A 16,116-nucleotide genomic window follows, 5' to 3' on the forward strand; every position below is an offset into this window, starting at 1 on the left:
TCACCGGCCTCGTGTTGCGCGCGGCTGAGTTCGGTGAGGGTGAGTGAGAGTTCGTACTGGTCGCCACCCTGTTCCTGGACGTGGGCCGCCTCTTCGAGGAGTTCGAGACGACGTCCGGCGTCGGCGGTCATCGCCCGCGCCCGCAGGGAGATCCCGCGAGAACGCGACGGCCCCGGCCGCAGCAGCGCGAGTTGTCCGTCCGCCAGTGCGGTCGCCTCATCGTGCTCGCCGAGTGCGACGAGGACCCGCGCCAGATCGCTGCGCCAGGTGACGAGTCCGGGTACGTCGAAACCCCAGCGACGGACGAGGTCGCCGCATGCCCGCAGGTCGCCGAGGGCGGCGCGCGGATGTCCGGTCGCGAGCCGGTACCGGCCGCGGGCCTGCAGATAGAACAGTCCGCAGGGCGTCTGGAACATCGCCTCGGGTAAGGCCATCCCGAGCTGGGTCGCCGCGTCTTCGTACCGGCCCATCGCCGTCGTCGCCAGAACCAGCACCGAGATGGGCAGTCCGATCGCGACGCCCCAGCCCGACGGTGAGAGCCGCGTGAGCGCTGTCCGGGCATGCCGTTCCGCGGCGGGGAGATCGCCCTGCCGGAAGCAGATGAGCGCGCGGACGGCGGCGAGCACGGCGTGCCACATCGGGGCGTGCCGGGCGGCGGCCTCGGCCAGCAGCGGGTCGCAGGAGCGGGCCGCGATGCCGAGCCGGTCGTCGCAGATCAGGGTCGCGAGCGCGGCGATGACCCCCGAAAGCGAGGTGTCCTCGAGCCTGGCGGCCTGAAGGACCTGTTCCGGCGTGGCGCGCAGGTCTTCGCCCGGTTGGCCGGTCAGGACCGCGGAAAGCGCGGTCGCCGCGCGCAGACGGCCGGTCGCGGCCGGGCCGCCCCGTTCGCGAGCCCGCGCCGTGAACCGGCCGGGATACGCACAGGAAAGCAGTACATGGGCGGCGTCGAGCCCGGGAACGGGACGGGCGGAGGCCAGCCGTTCGAAGACGTCGGCCGCTTCGTCGGCCTGGCCGTGCCACGCGAGATAGCCCAACGAGGCGACGGCCTGGCCGACGTCCAGCCTGCCGTCGTAGGCGGCGGCGGTGAGTTCCGGCAGCAGGTCGCGGACGACGGCGGGACTGATCCGCCACAGCGCCCTGGCCAGCATGCCCGTCACGCGGGCCTGCTGACGCTCGTCCGCGCAGGTGTCGCGGGCCCGACGAAGGCATGCCAGCGCGGTCTGCAGGGATCCGGCGGCCAAGGCTTCTTCGGCCGCTTCCATCAGCACCGGGACCGCCCATGGCACGTCCGTGCCCGGTGCGGCGACGAGGTGACGCGCCACCACCGGCGCGGGCGCGCCGTGGTCGTACCGTAGCCGGGCGGCCCTGGTGTGGAGTCCGGCCGCCCGTTCCTCGGTGAGCCCGCCGAGCACGACGGTCTGGAGAGCGGGATGCCGGAACCGGCCGTTCAGCAGCAGCCCGGATCCGGTCATCGCGTCCAGCAACCGTGTCACGTGATCCGGGTCGAGGCCGGCCAGCCTGCCGAGCAGGACCGGCGGAGCGGATTCGTCGACGATCGCGAGCGCGCGGGCGAGACCGGACATCGCCGGTTCGCCGCGATGGAGGCAGCTCAGCACCGCGAGGCCGAAGGCGCCGTCGACGACGAGGTCGGTGCTTTCGCTCGTGAGTCCGGGATTGTCTTCGAGCAGCGACCGCAGCAGCAGCGGATTGCCGCCGGTGAGTCCGTGACAGACGAGGGGGAGCCGGTGGTTCGCGCTTCCGCCGAGCCGGTCGGCGAGCACTTCGGCCTGACCTCGCCGGGACAACAGGTCCAGCCGGATCCGGCGGCAGTGCCGGAATCCCAGCAGTTCGGCGTGGAAGGCGGAATTCCCGTACCTGGCGGCGGCGCATTCGCCGAGTACCAGCAGGATCCGGGCCGTCCCGGTCCGCCTCGCCAGATACTGCAGGCAGTGCAGGGAGGCCGCGTCGGCGTGGTCGACGTCGTCGACGGTGAGCACGAGCGGGATGTCCGCGGCCAGACCCAGCAGGGAATCGCAGATCCCGCGAAGCGCGGGGGAGAGTTCGTGACCGCGCAGGGTTTCCCCGACGGCGCCTTCGTCGAGGAGCCTGGCCGATTCGGGCGTGGTGCCGCCGCCGCGGAGGAGGTCTTTCATCAGGCCGAGGGGTGTGGCCTTCGTGGCAGACGTGGCCGAAGCGCCTAGAACGAGGACGTCCTCGCCGGTGGCCTTTCCCAGTCCTTCGGTGAAGGCGCGCAGCAGCGAGGTCTTCCCGGTCGCCACCGCGCCGCCGACGATCACCACCTGGCCGCGGCCGTCCAGGGAATCGGCGAAAGCCCCCGACAGCGTGGCCAGCTGTTGTTCCCGTTCGACCAGATACATCGACGTCCCCCGGTGAATGCCGAATTGCCATCCGAATACCGCCTGCCCCTGAGAACGAGTAGAGCAACGACACGGTCACACCGGCGTCACCGTCGGCGCCGGGAACACAGGCCGGCGCGGAAGGAAAAAAACCGTCCGCGCACAAAACGGTCCACCGACGGAAACGACGGAACGTGACATGGGGGTGGCGATCCGGTGATTCACCTGAATCGATTATCACGCGAAGGCACATTCCCTTGTGCTCTGGCGATTCCGCTGCGAGAGTCGAAATCGGTTGCCGGGGGAGACGGCAGGTGGTGACTGCACAGGCGGGGGTGGGCGAGGATGCGTCGCGGAATCCTGGCCGAGCGGACGGGGGATCTGCTCGGCCTCGAGGAGTCGCTGCTCGACGAGGGAACGGGGACCGTCGCCCTGATCGAGGGCGCCGCGGGAATGGGGAAAACGGCACTGCTGCACGCTTTCGCCGAACGGGTGAACGAACGGGGCACGGGATTCCTCGGCGCGTCCGCGTCACTGGCCGAACGCGATCTCCCGTTGAGCGTGGCGGGACAGTTGTTCCGAGGACCGGGATTGACGCGGGAGGAAATCGGCCGCGCGGACCGCTTTCTCGCCGATGGCGCGCTGATCGCGATGGCCCCCGGGGTGGGGCACGACGCGGACGCCGTCGTCCCGGTACCGCCGTCGATCCTGCGCGGGCTGAGCGAAATCGTCCTCGAGGCCGCGGAGCGGGCGCCGTTGGTGATCGGGGTCGACGACGTCCATTTCGCCGACGTCGCCTCGTTGCGTTTCCTCACCTACCTGGCCCGCCGGGCCGAATCGGCCCGGGTCCTGGTGGTACTCACCGAATGCCGTCGGGTCGCGCGGGCGCATCCGTTGTTGCACACGGACCTGCTCGAACAACCCGGCTGTGTCAGGATCCGGTTGAAGCCGTTGTCGCCGCAGGGGATCGCGGAGGTCGTCGAGGACGCCGCAGCCATCGACGCCGGCGACGTCGCCCGGCTGACACCGGAATTCTTTCGGGTGACAGGTGGAAATCCGGCGCTCCTGCACGCGGCCCTCGAAGACCGACGGGTCTGCAGGCCCGCGCTGCCCGGCGGGTCGGCGTTCGGGGACTGCTTCCGCCGCGCCGTTTTGACCTGTGTCCACCGGTCCGGCGCGGCGACGAGCGCGCGGGGACTGGCGGTCCTCGCCGGGACGACCTCGCCTGCCCTGCTCGGTGAACTCGTCCACCTCGACGCCGAATCGGTCGCGCTCTCCCGTGACGTCCTGCGGGCCACCGGGCTCCTCGACGGCGCCTGGTTCCGGCACGACGCGGTCAAGACCGCCGTGCTGAGCGGGATGGAACCCGACGAGCGGACGACGTTGCAACTCGACGCGGCGGAACTGCTGCACGGTCATGGCGCGCCCGCGCCCGTCATCGCCGAACGTCTGATGGCCGCGGACCGCGCCGCGGCGCCCTGGGCGGTGAAGGTCCTGCAGGACGCGGCAGAAGCGGCGCTGGCCGAGGGCGCCGTGCCGCGCGCGATCAGCTGCCTGCGGCTGGCCTTCCAGGAGTGCGCCGACGACGCCCAGCGGACGGCGGTGCATCTGGACCTGGTCCGGGCGATCTGGCACAACGATCCGGCGACCGCGGCCGGTCACCTCACCGAACTGGCGGGCGATCTGCGTGAAGGCAGGCTTCCCCGCGAGAGCGCGCCGAGGCTCGCTCGCTGGGCGTTGTGGCTCGGCCGGGTCGACGAAGCCCTCGAAATCATGACCGAAGTGCCACGTGCAGCCGCGGATCCCCGCCCCGGCAACGGTTTCGGCTCCGGATCGGCGCGGTGGTGGTTCCGGTACGCGTATCCGGGGCTGGCCGGCCCGGAGGTGCCGGGCGAGCCCGACGCGGGAATGGTCACCTCCCGCCAATACCAGGTGGGGGCGCTGATCGCCGGCGCGTTGTCCCGCGATTCGCCGGAGGAGACGCGGTCGACGGCCGAGGCGATCCTGCGCGAGACTGGTCCGGCGTTCCGGGATCTCACGCCGGTCGTCGCCGTCCTGACGCTGATCTATCTCGACGACCTCGACGCCGCGGAACGGTGGTGCGACGCTTCCGGACGGTCGTCGTCGCGCTGGTCACCGCTCGCCGACGCGCTCTTCCTCGCCCTGCGCGCGCTGCTCCGGCATCGACGGGGTGATCTGCAGGACGCGGAAAAGGCCGCGCGCCAGGCGTTCGTACTCCTCCCGCCCAAGGGCTGGGGCATCGCCATCGGGATCCCGCTGGGCACTCTGCTCCTGGCCTTGACGGAGATGGGGCGCTTCGAGGACGTCGAGAGTCACTTCGACACCCCGGTCCCGGACGCGATCTTCCATACGCCGCTCGCGCTGCCGTACCTCCAGGCCCGGGGCCGCTACTACCTCGGACTCGACCGCCCGCACGCCGCCCAGGCCGAATTCGCCGCCTGCGGTGAACTGGCCGTCCGATGGGGATTCGACCTGCCCGGTTTCGTGTCCTGGCGGAGTGATCTGGCGGAGGCGCGTCTGGCCATGGGCGATCACGCCGAGGCGAACCGGCTCGCGGCCGAGCAACTCGCGCTGCTCGGCCCGGATCAGGTGCGGACGCGGGGGATGACACTGCGGGTACTCGCGGCCGCGGCCGGCCACACCGAACGCGTCGGGACCCTCACGAAAGCCGTGGAACTGCTGGAGGAATCGGGTGACCGGTTCGCCCTGTCGAAGGCTCTCGGCGACCTCAGCGACGCCTACGAAACGGTGGGCGAGGGGCCACGGGCGAAAGCGATCGGACAGCGTGCCCGGCTGCTCGCGGCGGAATGCGGGGTCCACGAGGATTGGAGCGCCCGGGCTCCCCGCCTGGCCGAGAACGGCGACTGCGCGCCGGGTGTGCCCGCGGACCCGCTCGCCGGCCTGAGCGACGCCGAACGCCGCGTCGCGACCCTCGCCGCCAACGGGCACACCAACCGCCAGATCGCCGGCCGGCTGCACCTTTCGACGAGCACCGTCGAGCAGCATCTGACCCGCGTCTACCGGAAGCTCGAGATCCGGACCCGGTCCGATCTCCCGCTCAAGCTGCTCCTGCTGCCCATCCAGGACCATCCGGCCTGAGCGCCGTCCCGATCGTCCGTCCAACCGGGTAGTCCGGGCACCTGGACACCCGGATTGTTCCGCCACCGCAGGGTGTTTCGGCGCAGTCGACGGTTCCAGACACTCACGATCGGCTGATATTCCTTGTGGTGCAGGGATTCCGGACAGGGGTGGAGGGGTCATGGCGTCGATCGAGATGGACTCGGTGTCCGCGGCGGAGCCGAGCCGGGCGGTCGTGACGCGGCCGTCGCGCCGGCTGGGGGAGTCGTTCCTGTCGAAGGAGGAACTCCACGGCTGCGTATCCGATCCGGTACTGGACACGATGAACTTCCTCAACGAGATCACCCTGCGGCATCCGGACGCGATCTCGTTCGCGCCGGGCAGGCCTTACGACGGCTTCTTCGACGTCGAGCAGATCTTCGCGCATATCCGCCGCTACCTGGATCACCTGGCCGCGCAGGGGAAATCCGCTCGCGAGATCCGTGACCACCTCTACCAGTACGGGCCGACCGCCGGGCAGATCCGGACACTGATCGCCGATTCGCTACGCGAGGACGAGGACATCCACGTCCCGCCGGAGTCCATTGTGGTCACTGTCGGCGCACAGGAGGCGATGCTGCTCACGCTGCGCGCGCTGGTCTCCGGCCCGGACGACGTCGTCCTCGTCGCGAGCCCGTGCTACGTCGGTGTCATCGGCGCGGCCAGGTTGCTCGGTATCGAGATCGCACCGGTCGACGAGCGGGCCGACGGCTTGTCCTGTGCCGACGTCGAAACGGTCATTCTGGACGAACGTGCCCTCGGTCGCCGCCCCCGTGCGTTGTACGTGGTGCCCGACCATTCGAATCCGTCGGGCAACACCTTGGACCTCCCGACGCGGAAGGCGTTGCTGGAACTCGCGGCACGCCAAGGAATTCTCCTCCTGGAGGACAGCCCGTACCGGCTGGTGAGTCCCGGTGTGCCGCTGCCCACCTTGAAATCCCTCGACCGCGACCGCCGGGTCGTCCACGTCGGGTCCTATTCCAAGACCGTCTTCCCGGGCGCCCGGGTCGGTTTCGCGGTGGCGGATCAGCTGGTCGTCGACGAGTCCGGTCAGGCGAGTCTGCTGGCGGGCGAGCTGGCGAAGATCAAGAGCATGGTTTCGGTCAACACCTCGTCGCTCGGCCAGGCGGCCGTGGCGGGGGCGTTGCTGGAGTCGGGCGGCCGGGTGTCGGAGCTCAACACGGACACGGCGGAGTACTACGGGAACGCCCTGCGCGCCACACTGCGGGAACTGGACCGCCGGCTGCCCCCGGCGCGCCGGGCCGCCATGGGAGTGCGCTGGAATCGGCCGACGGGCGGCTTCTTCGTCAGCGTCGAGGTGCCGTTCCTCGCCGGGAACAAGGCGCTCATGCGGTCCGCGGAGGACTTCGGCGTGCTCTGGACCCCGATGTCGTACTTCTATCCCGACGGCGGCGGCGAACGGTGTCTCCGGCTCTCGACCAGCTACCTGACCGCGGCCGAGATCGAGGAGGGCGTCGACCGGCTCGTCCGGTTCATCGAAACCGAAAGCGCGGCCCGATGACGATCTCGCCACCCCGCAGGTCCCTGGAGGACAGACCCACGATGGACCGGCTGCGGGAACAGCACTTCCGGACCCGGGCGCGGATCATCGAGGGCAACGGGCCCGCCCGGCAGCACGCGCTCGGCAAGCTCACCGCCCGCGAGCGGCTGGCGCTGCTCCTCGACGACGGCGTGTTCGTCGAACTCGATCTCTACCGTCGCGGCAAGGAAGGCGCGCAGGAAGCCACCGACGGCGTCATCACCGGTTCCGGAGAGATCGGCGGACGCCGGGTCTTCGTCTACGCACAGGACTTCACCATCGCCGGCGGTTCGCTCGGCGAGGCACACGCGGCGAAGATCCACAAACTAATGGATCTCGCGCTCGACGCGGGCGCGCCGCTGATCGGGCTCAACGACAGCGGGGGAGCGCGGATCCAGGAAGGCGTCATGGCCCTCGACGGCTACGGCGGCATCTTCTACCGCAACGTCCAGGCCTCCGGGGTGATCCCGCAGATCAGCGTGATCCTCGGCCCCTGCGCCGGTGGCGCGGCCTACTCGCCCGCGCTGACCGACTTCACCTTCATGGTCCGCGACACCGCGCAGATGTACCTGACCGGGCCGGACGTCGTCGAGGCCGTGTCCGGGAAGCGGGTGACGCACGCCGAACTCGGCGGCGCCGAGGTGCACGGGAGCCGGTCCGGGGTGGCCACGTTCGTCCACGACGACGAGGTGGGCTGCCTGGACGAGGTGCGGTATCTGGTCTCCCTGCTGCCCGCCAACAATCTCGAACGGCCGCCGTCCACCGGCGCGACCGGGGCCGTCAGCGACGAGCGGCCCCGGCTCGCCGAACTGGTGCCGGTGGAACCGAACCTGCCGTACGACATGCGGCACGTCATCGCGGAGATCGTCGACGACGGCGAATTCCTGGAACTGCACGAGGACTGGGCGGGCAACGTACTCTGCGTGTTCGCCAGGATCGACGGCGAGGTCGTCGGCGTGGTGGCGAACCAGCCGCTCGTACTCGCCGGGGTGCTGGACGCGGCGGCGGCGCAGAAGGCGGCGCGGTTCGTCCGGTTCTGCGACGCGTTCGGCATCCCGCTGGTCACCTTGGTCGACGTCCCGGGTTTCCTGCCGGGCGTCGAACAGGAGCACGCCGGGATCATCCGGCACGGCGCGAAACTGCTCTATGCCTACTGCGAGGCGACGGTCCCGCGGGTCCAGGTCATCCTGCGCAAGGCCTACGGCGGCGCGTACATCGTGATGGACTCACGGTCCATCGGCGCCGATCTGTCGCTGGCGTGGCCGACCAACGAGATCGCGGTCATGGGCGCGACCGGTGCGGTGAACGTCATCCACCGCAAGGAACTCGCCGCGGCCGCAGACCCGGACCGGCTGCGCGAGGACTTGACCGACGCCTACACGCGACGGCTCATGCACCCCCACTACTCCGCCGAACGTGGCTTGGTCGACGACGTGATCGACCCGGTCCGGACGCGGTCGGCGATCGCCTCGGGGCTGGCGATGATCCGCACGAAGCGGCGTGTCCCGCCCCGGCGCAAACACGGGAATGGCCCGCTGTGAAAGAAAAGGGAGTCAGATGACCATCGAGATCGAACGTCCGGCGGCCTTCGCCCCGGCCGTCCTGGAGGAGATGCTCCCGATCGCGCCGAGGGCGCGGATCGTCGGGGTGGGCACGTCGGCGTCGGAGACGGCGTTCAGCCAGCGCGAGGTCCTCGACGAGTTCGCGATCACCGACCCCCGGATCCGGTCGGTCTTCCTCAACAGCGCCATCGACAGCCGCCATCTCGAACTCCCGCCGTTCGGCGGCGACGGTGTCCGCGTCGCCGAACCGCAGGGCGACCTTCTCGACAAACACAAGCGACTCGCCGTCGAGATGGGTGCCGAGGCGCTGGGCGCGTGTCTCCGCCAGGCCGGCGCGGATCTGTCGGACATCGGCCAGCTGTGCTGCGTGACCTCCACCGGATTCCTCACGCCGGGGCTGAGCGCGCTCCTCATCCGCGAACTCGGCATCGACCGCCACTGCTCCCGCACCGACGTCGTCGGCATGGGCTGCAACGCCGGACTCAACGCGCTCAACGTCGTCAACGGCTGGTCGGTCGCGAATCCCGGACGCCTGGCCGTCGTGCTCTGCGCGGAGGCCTGCTCGGCGGCGTACGCGATGGACTCCTCGATGCGGACGGCGGTGGTCAACAGCCTGTTCGGCGACGGCGCCGCGGCTGCCGCGCTCATCTCCGGTGAGGGTGGCGGCGACGGCGGGGGCAGGGGACCGCAGGTGCTGAAGTTCGCGAGCTGCATCATCACCGACGCGCTCGAAGCCATGCGTTACGACTGGGACCGCGAACTGGGGCGGTTCAGTTTCTTCCTCGACCCGCAGATCCCGTACGTCGTGGGCGCGCACGCGGAGATCGTGGTCGACCGGCTGCTGGCCGGGACCGGCCTGCGGCGCAGCGACATCCGGCACTGGCTGGTGCATTCCGGTGGCAAGAAGGTGATCGACGCGGTCGGGGTCAACCTCGGGCTGAACCGGTACGACCTGCGGCACACCAGCGGCGTCCTGCGCGACTACGGCAACGTCTCGAGCGCCTCTTTCCTGTTCTCCTACGAAAGATTGCTCGAAGAAGGCGTCACCGCGCCCGGCGACCACGGCGTCCTGATGACGATGGGGCCCGGCTCGACACTCGAGACCGCGCTGATCCGATGGTGAGGGGAGTCCGATCATGTTCGACGAATCCGGAGCGATGCTGCGCGTCGACGGCGCCCGGCCGCTGACGCTCGCGGCGGTCGAAGCCGTCGCGGAGGCCTGCGACCGTGCCGAGGACCGGGGCGGTGCCGGCATCCTGCCGGTGTACGTGTCCGGTGCCCCGGACCGGTCTTGGGCCACGGGACTGGACGTCTCGCTCGTGACCAAATGGGAACGCGGGCTGCGGCGGCTGGAGCGGCTCGACATCACGACGGTCGCGGTCGCGTCCGGCGACTGCGGTGGACCGGCGCTGGACGCCTTGCTGGCCACGGACTTCCGGATCGCGGAGACCGGAATGCGGCTGCTGGTGACGGTCGAGGACGGGACGACCTGGCCGGGGATGGCGCTGTTCCGGCTGTCCCAGCAGGTCGGGGTCGCCAGGACCCGGCGCGCGGTGGTGCTCGGACACCCGATCGTGGCCGCCGAGGCGTTGTCCCTCGGCCTCGTCGACGACGTCACCGAAGCCCCCGAATCCGCGCTGTCCGCCACCGCCGCGCTGGTGGGCGCGGTGCCGGGCAAGGAACTCGCGATCCGGCGCCAGCTGATGTTCGACGCGAGCACGACCAGTTTCGAAGACGCGCTCGGCGCGCATCTGGCCGCCTGCGACCGGGCGCTGCGCAGGGCGACGACCGGAGCGAGATCATGACCGCCCAGGCGCCGTCGCGTGGGGCGATCCCGGTGGAACAACGGTCCGAACTCGTGGCGGCGGGGGAGCGGGTCGACGACCTCGTGGCCGCTCTTCCCCGGCCTCGGCCACCGGATCAGGCGGCGCGGGTGGCGGCGGAATTCGACGCGGCCCGGGCGCTGCGCCTGCGGTTCATGGACCGGTACGCGGACGCGGTGTACGACGAGCTCACCGCGCAACGGACCGTCTACTTGCGACTGCCGGAGCTGATGGAGTCCGCCGGCGCCGCCTTCCCCGGTCTGGTGCCCACGGCGGACCAGATGGCCGCCGAACGCTCACGACGTCAGGCGGACAAGGAGGGCTACGAGATCGACCAGGGGCTCTTCCTGCGGGGAGTCCTGCGCTCGCCGCACGCGGGCCCCCATCTGCTCGACGCGATGCTCCGGCCGACGTCGCGGGCCTTGGACCTGCTCCAGGAGTTCCACCGCACCGGCAGGCTGGAGACGGCGTCGGTGCTGCTGGAGCGGCGGGACGGCGCGGCGTACCTGACACTGTGCCGCGGTGACTGCCTCAACGCCGAGGACGAACAGCAGGTCTCCGATCTGGAAACGGCCGTCGACCTCGCGCTGCTCGATCCCTCGGTCGAGGTGTGCTTGCTGCGCGGCGGGAAGATGAGCCACACCCGCTATCGGGGCAGGCGGGTGTTCAGCGCGGGAGTCAACCTGAAGAGCCTGCACGCCGGGAAGATCTCCCTCACCGGCTTCCTGCTGGCGAGGGAACTCGGCTACCTCCGGAAGATCTCGCATGGCCTGCTCGCCTGGAACAAATGGCATTCGCCGCGGATCGTGAAGCCGTGGGCGGCCGCCGTGGACACCTTCGCGATCGGCGGCGGGATGCAACTGCTGCTGGTCTTCGACCACGTCCTGGCCGCGTCGGACGCGTACTTCAGCCTGCCCGCGGCGCAGGAGGGCATCGTCCCCGGCGCGGCGAATCTCCGGCTCGGTCGCGTGCTCGGGCCGCGGCTCGCGCGGCAGATCATCTTGGGCGGACGACGTCTCCGCGCCGACGAACCGGAAGCGGGACTGCTCGTGGACGAGATCGTCGCCCCGGGGGAACTCGACGACGCCGTCGAGCGGGCACTGGCGTCCCTGCGCTCCCCGGCGGTACTGGCGAACCGGAGGATGCTGAACCTCGCCGAAGAGCCGCCCGAGGACTTCCGCGTGTACATGGCGGAATTCGCGCTGCAGCAGGCTTTGCGTATCCACGGCGAGGACGTGATCGACAAGGCGGGCCGGTTCGGGGGCCGGCCGTCGTGAGCGGGAGCGATGCCGGGCCGCGGGTGCGGTACGAGAAGAAGGACCAGGTCGCGTTCGTGACGATGGACCGGCCTGCCGTGCTGAACGCGATGGATCTGCGGATGCACGAGGAACTGGCCGAGGTCTGGGACGACTTCGAGGCGGACGACGACCTGCGGGTGGCCGTCCTGACCGGGGCGGGCGACCGGGCCTTCTCGGTCGGTCAGGACCTCAAGGAACGGGCGCGGCTGAGCCAGCAGGGCACGTTGCCGACGACGTATGGCAGTCGCGGGCAACCCGGCTGGCCACGGCTCACCGAACGGTTCACGATGTCGAAGCCGGTGATCGCCCGAGTCGACGGGTACGCGCTGGGTGGCGGTTTCGAACTGGCGCTGGCCTGCGACCTCGTGATCGCGTCGGCGGACGCGGTGTTCGCACTACCGGAGGCCCGGCTCGGCCTGATCCCCGGTGCGGGCGGCGCCTTCCGGCTCGCCCGCCAGCTCCCGCTGAAGGTCGCGATGGGCTATTTGCTGACCGGCAGGCGGATGTCGGCGGTTTCGGCGCTCCACTTCGGACTGGTCAACGAGGTCGTCGCCGCCGAACGGCTCGACGACTGCGTCACGGAATGGGCCCAGTCGGTGGTGCGTGCCGCGCCGCTTTCGGTGCGGTCGATCAAGGAGTCCGTGCTGCGCTCGGTGGACATGCCACTGCATCAGGCCTTCGAAACCGAGTACTGGTGGGAGGAACGACGACGGCGCAGCCGTGACGCCGACGAGGGCGTCCGCGCCTTCACGGAGAACCGCGAACCGGTGTGGAGCGGTTACTGACCGTCCACAAAGGAAATCTGAGCGGTTGGACGAGATTGACCCCGGATCGGGAAAGCACCGAGAATCGGGGAAGGAAACCCAAAGACCTCCGCGGCGGAAACCCGATTTCCGCCGGGGTTCCACTCATGCCCTTTCACGGGAAGGAATGGTCATGGCCAACCCCTTCGATGACGAAGAAGGAACGTTCTTCGCCCTGGTCAACGCGCAGGGCCAATACTCACTCTGGCCGGCCTTCGCCGAAGTGCCGTCCGGCTGGGAGATCGCCCACGGTGAGGACGACCGCCGTGCCTGCCTCGAGTTCATCGAGGAGAACTGGACGGATCTGCGGCCGCGGCGGCTCGTCGAGGAAATGGCGCGGGAGGTTTCCGTGTCATGATCGGTGGCGGTGGTGGACCTCTCATTACCATGCGCGCCGGATTCGGTCCCGATTCCGACGTGACCAGACAGCGGATCAAACCGGGCACGGTCCGGCGGATTCTGCCCTACCTCAAACCGTATCGCGGGAATGTGCTCCTCCTGCTGATCGTCACGATCGTCGACGCGCTGATCATCGTTTCGACCCCGTTGCTGTTCAAGATCCTCATCGACGACGGGATCATCCCCAGCGACCTGTCCGTCGTCGTCTGGGTCGCGGTGGCCGCGGCGGGGCTGGCGTTGCTCCAGGCCGTCGTCGGGTACGCGGCGAGCTGGTTCTCCGCGAGGATCAGCGAAGGCCTCGTCTACGATCTGCGCACCCAGGTGTTCCGGCACGTGCAGCGGCAGCCGCTCGCGTTCTTCACCCGGGCACAGACCGGCTCGCTGGTCAGCAGGCTCAACACGGACGTCGTCGCCGCGCAGCAGGCACTCACGTCGCTGTTCTCCATGGTGACGTCGAGCGCGCTGGTGCTCCTTTTGGTGCTGGCGACGATCTTCACCCTGTCCTGGGTGGTCGGGCTGATCTCGCTGGTGGTGCTGCCGTTCTTCATCCTGCCGGGCAAGGTCGTCGGGCGGCGGCTGCAGCGCTTGCTGCGGGAGTCGATGCAACTCGACGCCGAACTCGGTTCGCTGATGAACGAGCGGTTCAACGTGGCGGGCGCGCTGCTCGCCAAGCTGTACGGCAGGCCGGACGACGAGGCGGGGATGTTCGCCGACCGGTCCGGCCGGGTCCGCGATCTCGGCATCCGCACGGCGGTGTACTCCCGGATGCTGCTGATCACCGTGACCCTGCTGGCCTCGCTGGCCACCGCGGTGGTCTACGGGCTCGGCGGCGGGCTGGTCGTCGACGGTGCCTTCCAGATCGGCACGCTGGTCGCGCTGGCCGTCCTGCTGACCCGGTTGTTCGGCCCGATCAACCAGCTCTCCAATGTGCAGGCCCAGGTGATGACCGCGTTGGTCAGCTTCGACCGGCTCTTCGAGGTCCTCGACCTGAAGCCCTTGATCGACGAGAAACCGGACGCGGTCTCCTTGCCCACGCGGGTTTCCCGCAACGGCTCGGCGCCGGACATCGAGTTCGACCGGGTGTCGTTCCGCTATCCGGCGGCGAAGGACGTGTCGCTCGCGTCGCTCGAAACGATCGCCCTGCCGGTCCCCGAACGCTCGGATGACTCGTGGACGTTGCGGGAGCTCAGTTTCCGCGCGCCGGCGGGGACGATGACCGCGCTCGTCGGCCCGTCCGGGGCGGGGAAGACGACCATCACCCAGCTCGTTCCCCGGCTGTACGACGCGGGTGCGGGCACGGTGCGGATCGGCGGGCACGACGTCCGCGATCTGACGCTGGAGTCCTTGCGGGACACCATCGGAACGGTCACCCAGGACGCGCACCTGTTCCACGACACGCTGCGCGGGAACCTGACCTATGCCCGGCCCGGCGCCACCGAGGACGATCTGATCGAGGCGTGCCGGGCAGCGCAGATCTGGGAGCTGATCTCGTCACTGCCCAACGGCCTCGACACCGTCGTCGGTGACCGCGGGTACCGCTTCTCCGGCGGGGAGAAGCAGCGGCTCGCGATCGCCCGGCTGCTGCTGAAGGCGCCGTCGATCGTGGTGCTCGACGAGGCGACAGCGCATCTGGACTCGGAATCCGAAGCGGCCGTGCAGCGGGCGCTGCGGATCGCGCTCGCCGGACGGACGTCGGTGGTGATCGCGCACCGGCTGTCCACGATCCGCGAGGCGGACCAGATCCTGGTCGTCGACGACGGCCGGATCGTCGAACGCGGCGTCCACGAAGAACTCCTCGCGGCCGACGGGCTCTACGCGGAGCTGTACCGGACGCAGTTCTCGCGCCCGCCCGTTCCGGAACCCGAACCCGTCTACGCCGAACCGGTCGGTGCCGCGCACCGCGGTCCGCCACCCGGTGGCGGTACCCCGCATCTGCTCGGCCCGCCGCCCGGCGGAGGCGGCACGCCCCATCTGCTCGGCCCGCCGCCCGGTGGTGGCGGGGCACCGCATCTCCTCGGCCCGCCGCCGAACCAGGGCCAGTGACCGAAATCCGAACCGACTCCCAGGGGAAAGGGGAGCGAAAGTGGCACAGACACAGGTAGAGGACGTGTGGCCGCTCGCGCCACTGCAGGAGGGTTTGCTGTTCCACGCCGCCTACGACGAGGACGCCGATCGCGACGTCTACGTCGGCCAGCGTGTGCTGAACCTCGAAGGACCGCTGGCCGTCGACGTGTTCCGCGCGTCGTGGCAGGCGCTGCTCGACCGGCACGCCAGCCTGCGTGCCGGCTTCCACCACCGCGCGTCCGGCGACGCCGTGCAGGTGATCGCGAAGCAGGTGACGCTGCCCTGGCGGTACGAGGACGTTTCCGCGCTGCCGCCGGAAGAGGCGGAGGCCGAGGCGGCCCGGCTGGCCGACGAGGACCGGCGGAGATTCGACCTCGCCGTCCCGCCGTTGCTGCGGCTGCTGCTGATCGAACTCGGCCCGGGCCGGTTCCGGCTGGTCGTCACGATGCACCACATCCTGATGGACGGCTGGTCGCTGCCGGTTCTCTTCGGTGAGCTGTGGGCGGTCTACCGCGATGGCGGCGACTCGAGTTCGCTGCCGCCGGTCACGCCGTATCGCGACTACCTGGCCTGGCTGGTGCGGCAGGACAAGGACGCCGCGCGGGCGGCCTGGCGGAACATGTTCGCCGACGTCACGGAGCCGACCCTGGTCGGACCGGCGGACCGCGGCGGACCGCCGGTGATGCTGCAGCACGTCATCACGGAAGCCGGGGAAGAGCTGGCCGGAGGGCTGCGGGAACTCGCACGCGGCCAGGGCGTCACGCTCAACACGGTCGTGCAGGGCGCGTGGGGTCTGCTGGTGGGCAAGCTTTCCGGGAAGAGCGACGTCGTTTTCGGCGCGACCGTCTCGGGACGCCCGGCGGAACTGCCCGGCGTCGAGCGCATGCTCGGGTTGTTCATCAACACCGTCCCGGTGCGGGTCCGGTTGAACCCGGCGTCGTCGTTCACCTCGGTGGTCGCGGATCTCCGGGCACAGCAGACGGCCCTGCTCGACGCGCAGTACCTCGGGCTGACCGACATCCAGCGCACGGTGGGGCCGGGCGCCTCGTTCGACACGTTGATGGTGTTCCAGAACTACCCGCGAGGACCCGCTTCGCAGCCCCGGGTCGGCCCGCCGCCCGCGGAGGGAGCG

11 protein-coding genes are annotated in these 16,116 nt (G+C 70.1%); 10 read left to right on the plus strand and 1 reads right to left on the minus strand.

Features of this window, described 5'->3' with window-relative positions; genetic code table 11:
* A partial coding sequence (locus tag H5J31_RS37195; RefSeq protein WP_181777349.1) for an AAA family ATPase occupies nt 1–2,378 on the minus strand: 2,378 nt, incomplete at its 3' end.
* A 324-nt stretch (nt 2,379–2,702) separates the two neighbouring features.
* Between H5J31_RS37195 and H5J31_RS37200 the strand changes: the two genes are divergently transcribed.
* From H5J31_RS37200 to H5J31_RS37245, 10 genes are all read left to right on the plus strand, one after another.
* Entirely contained in the window at nt 2,703–5,477 is a 2,775-nt protein-coding gene (locus H5J31_RS37200) for an AAA family ATPase (RefSeq protein ID WP_181777350.1), read from the plus strand.
* A gap of 160 nt (nt 5,478–5,637) precedes the next feature.
* Nucleotides 5,638–7,017 (plus strand): aminotransferase-like domain-containing protein, encoded by a 1,380-nt coding sequence (locus H5J31_RS37205; RefSeq protein WP_236005616.1) that lies wholly within the window; start codon nt 5,638–5,640, stop codon nt 7,015–7,017.
* 41 nt (nt 7,018–7,058) lie between these two features.
* A complete protein-coding gene (locus tag H5J31_RS37210) occupies nt 7,059–8,576 on the plus strand; it encodes an acyl-CoA carboxylase subunit beta (RefSeq protein WP_236005617.1) in 1,518 nt (505 codons plus the stop codon).
* Between the two features lie 70 nt (nt 8,577–8,646).
* Nucleotides 8,647–9,720, plus strand: coding sequence for a 3,5-dihydroxyphenylacetyl-CoA synthase DpgA (dpgA, locus tag H5J31_RS37215; RefSeq protein ID WP_207899410.1), 1,074 nt, complete (start codon nt 8,647–8,649; stop codon nt 9,718–9,720).
* A gap of 13 nt (nt 9,721–9,733) precedes the next feature.
* Nucleotides 9,734–10,402: an enoyl-CoA-hydratase DpgB gene (dpgB, locus tag H5J31_RS37220; protein ID WP_181777353.1), complete on the plus strand. Its 669-nt coding sequence runs from the start codon at nt 9,734–9,736 to the stop codon at nt 10,400–10,402.
* On the plus strand, nt 10,399–11,697 hold the full coding sequence (gene dpgC, locus H5J31_RS37225) for a (3,5-dihydroxyphenyl)acetyl-CoA 1,2-dioxygenase DpgC (RefSeq protein WP_181777354.1): 1,299 nt from the start codon (nt 10,399–10,401) through the stop codon (nt 11,695–11,697). Before dpgB ends, dpgC begins: the two co-directional genes overlap by 4 nt.
* Entirely contained in the window at nt 11,694–12,503 is an 810-nt protein-coding gene (gene dpgD, locus H5J31_RS37230) for an enoyl-CoA-hydratase DpgD (protein WP_328701709.1), read from the plus strand. The genes dpgC and dpgD overlap by 4 nt, the downstream gene beginning before the upstream one ends.
* A gap of 151 nt (nt 12,504–12,654) precedes the next feature.
* Nucleotides 12,655–12,879, plus strand: a complete 225-nt coding sequence (locus H5J31_RS37235) for an MbtH family protein (protein ID WP_181777355.1) — start codon at nt 12,655–12,657, stop codon at nt 12,877–12,879.
* Nucleotides 12,880–12,908: 29 nt separating this feature from the next.
* Nucleotides 12,909–14,963: an ABC transporter ATP-binding protein gene (locus tag H5J31_RS37240; protein ID WP_207899408.1), complete on the plus strand. Its 2,055-nt coding sequence runs from the start codon at nt 12,909–12,911 to the stop codon at nt 14,961–14,963.
* Nucleotides 14,964–15,003: 40 nt separating this feature from the next.
* A partial coding sequence (locus H5J31_RS37245; RefSeq protein ID WP_328701710.1) for a condensation domain-containing protein occupies nt 15,004–16,116 on the plus strand: 1,113 nt, incomplete at its 3' end.

Origin of the sequence: Amycolatopsis pittospori (assembly GCF_013870525.1) — a bacterium.
Classification (GTDB): Bacteria; Actinomycetota; Actinomycetes; order Mycobacteriales; family Pseudonocardiaceae; genus Amycolatopsis; species Amycolatopsis pittospori.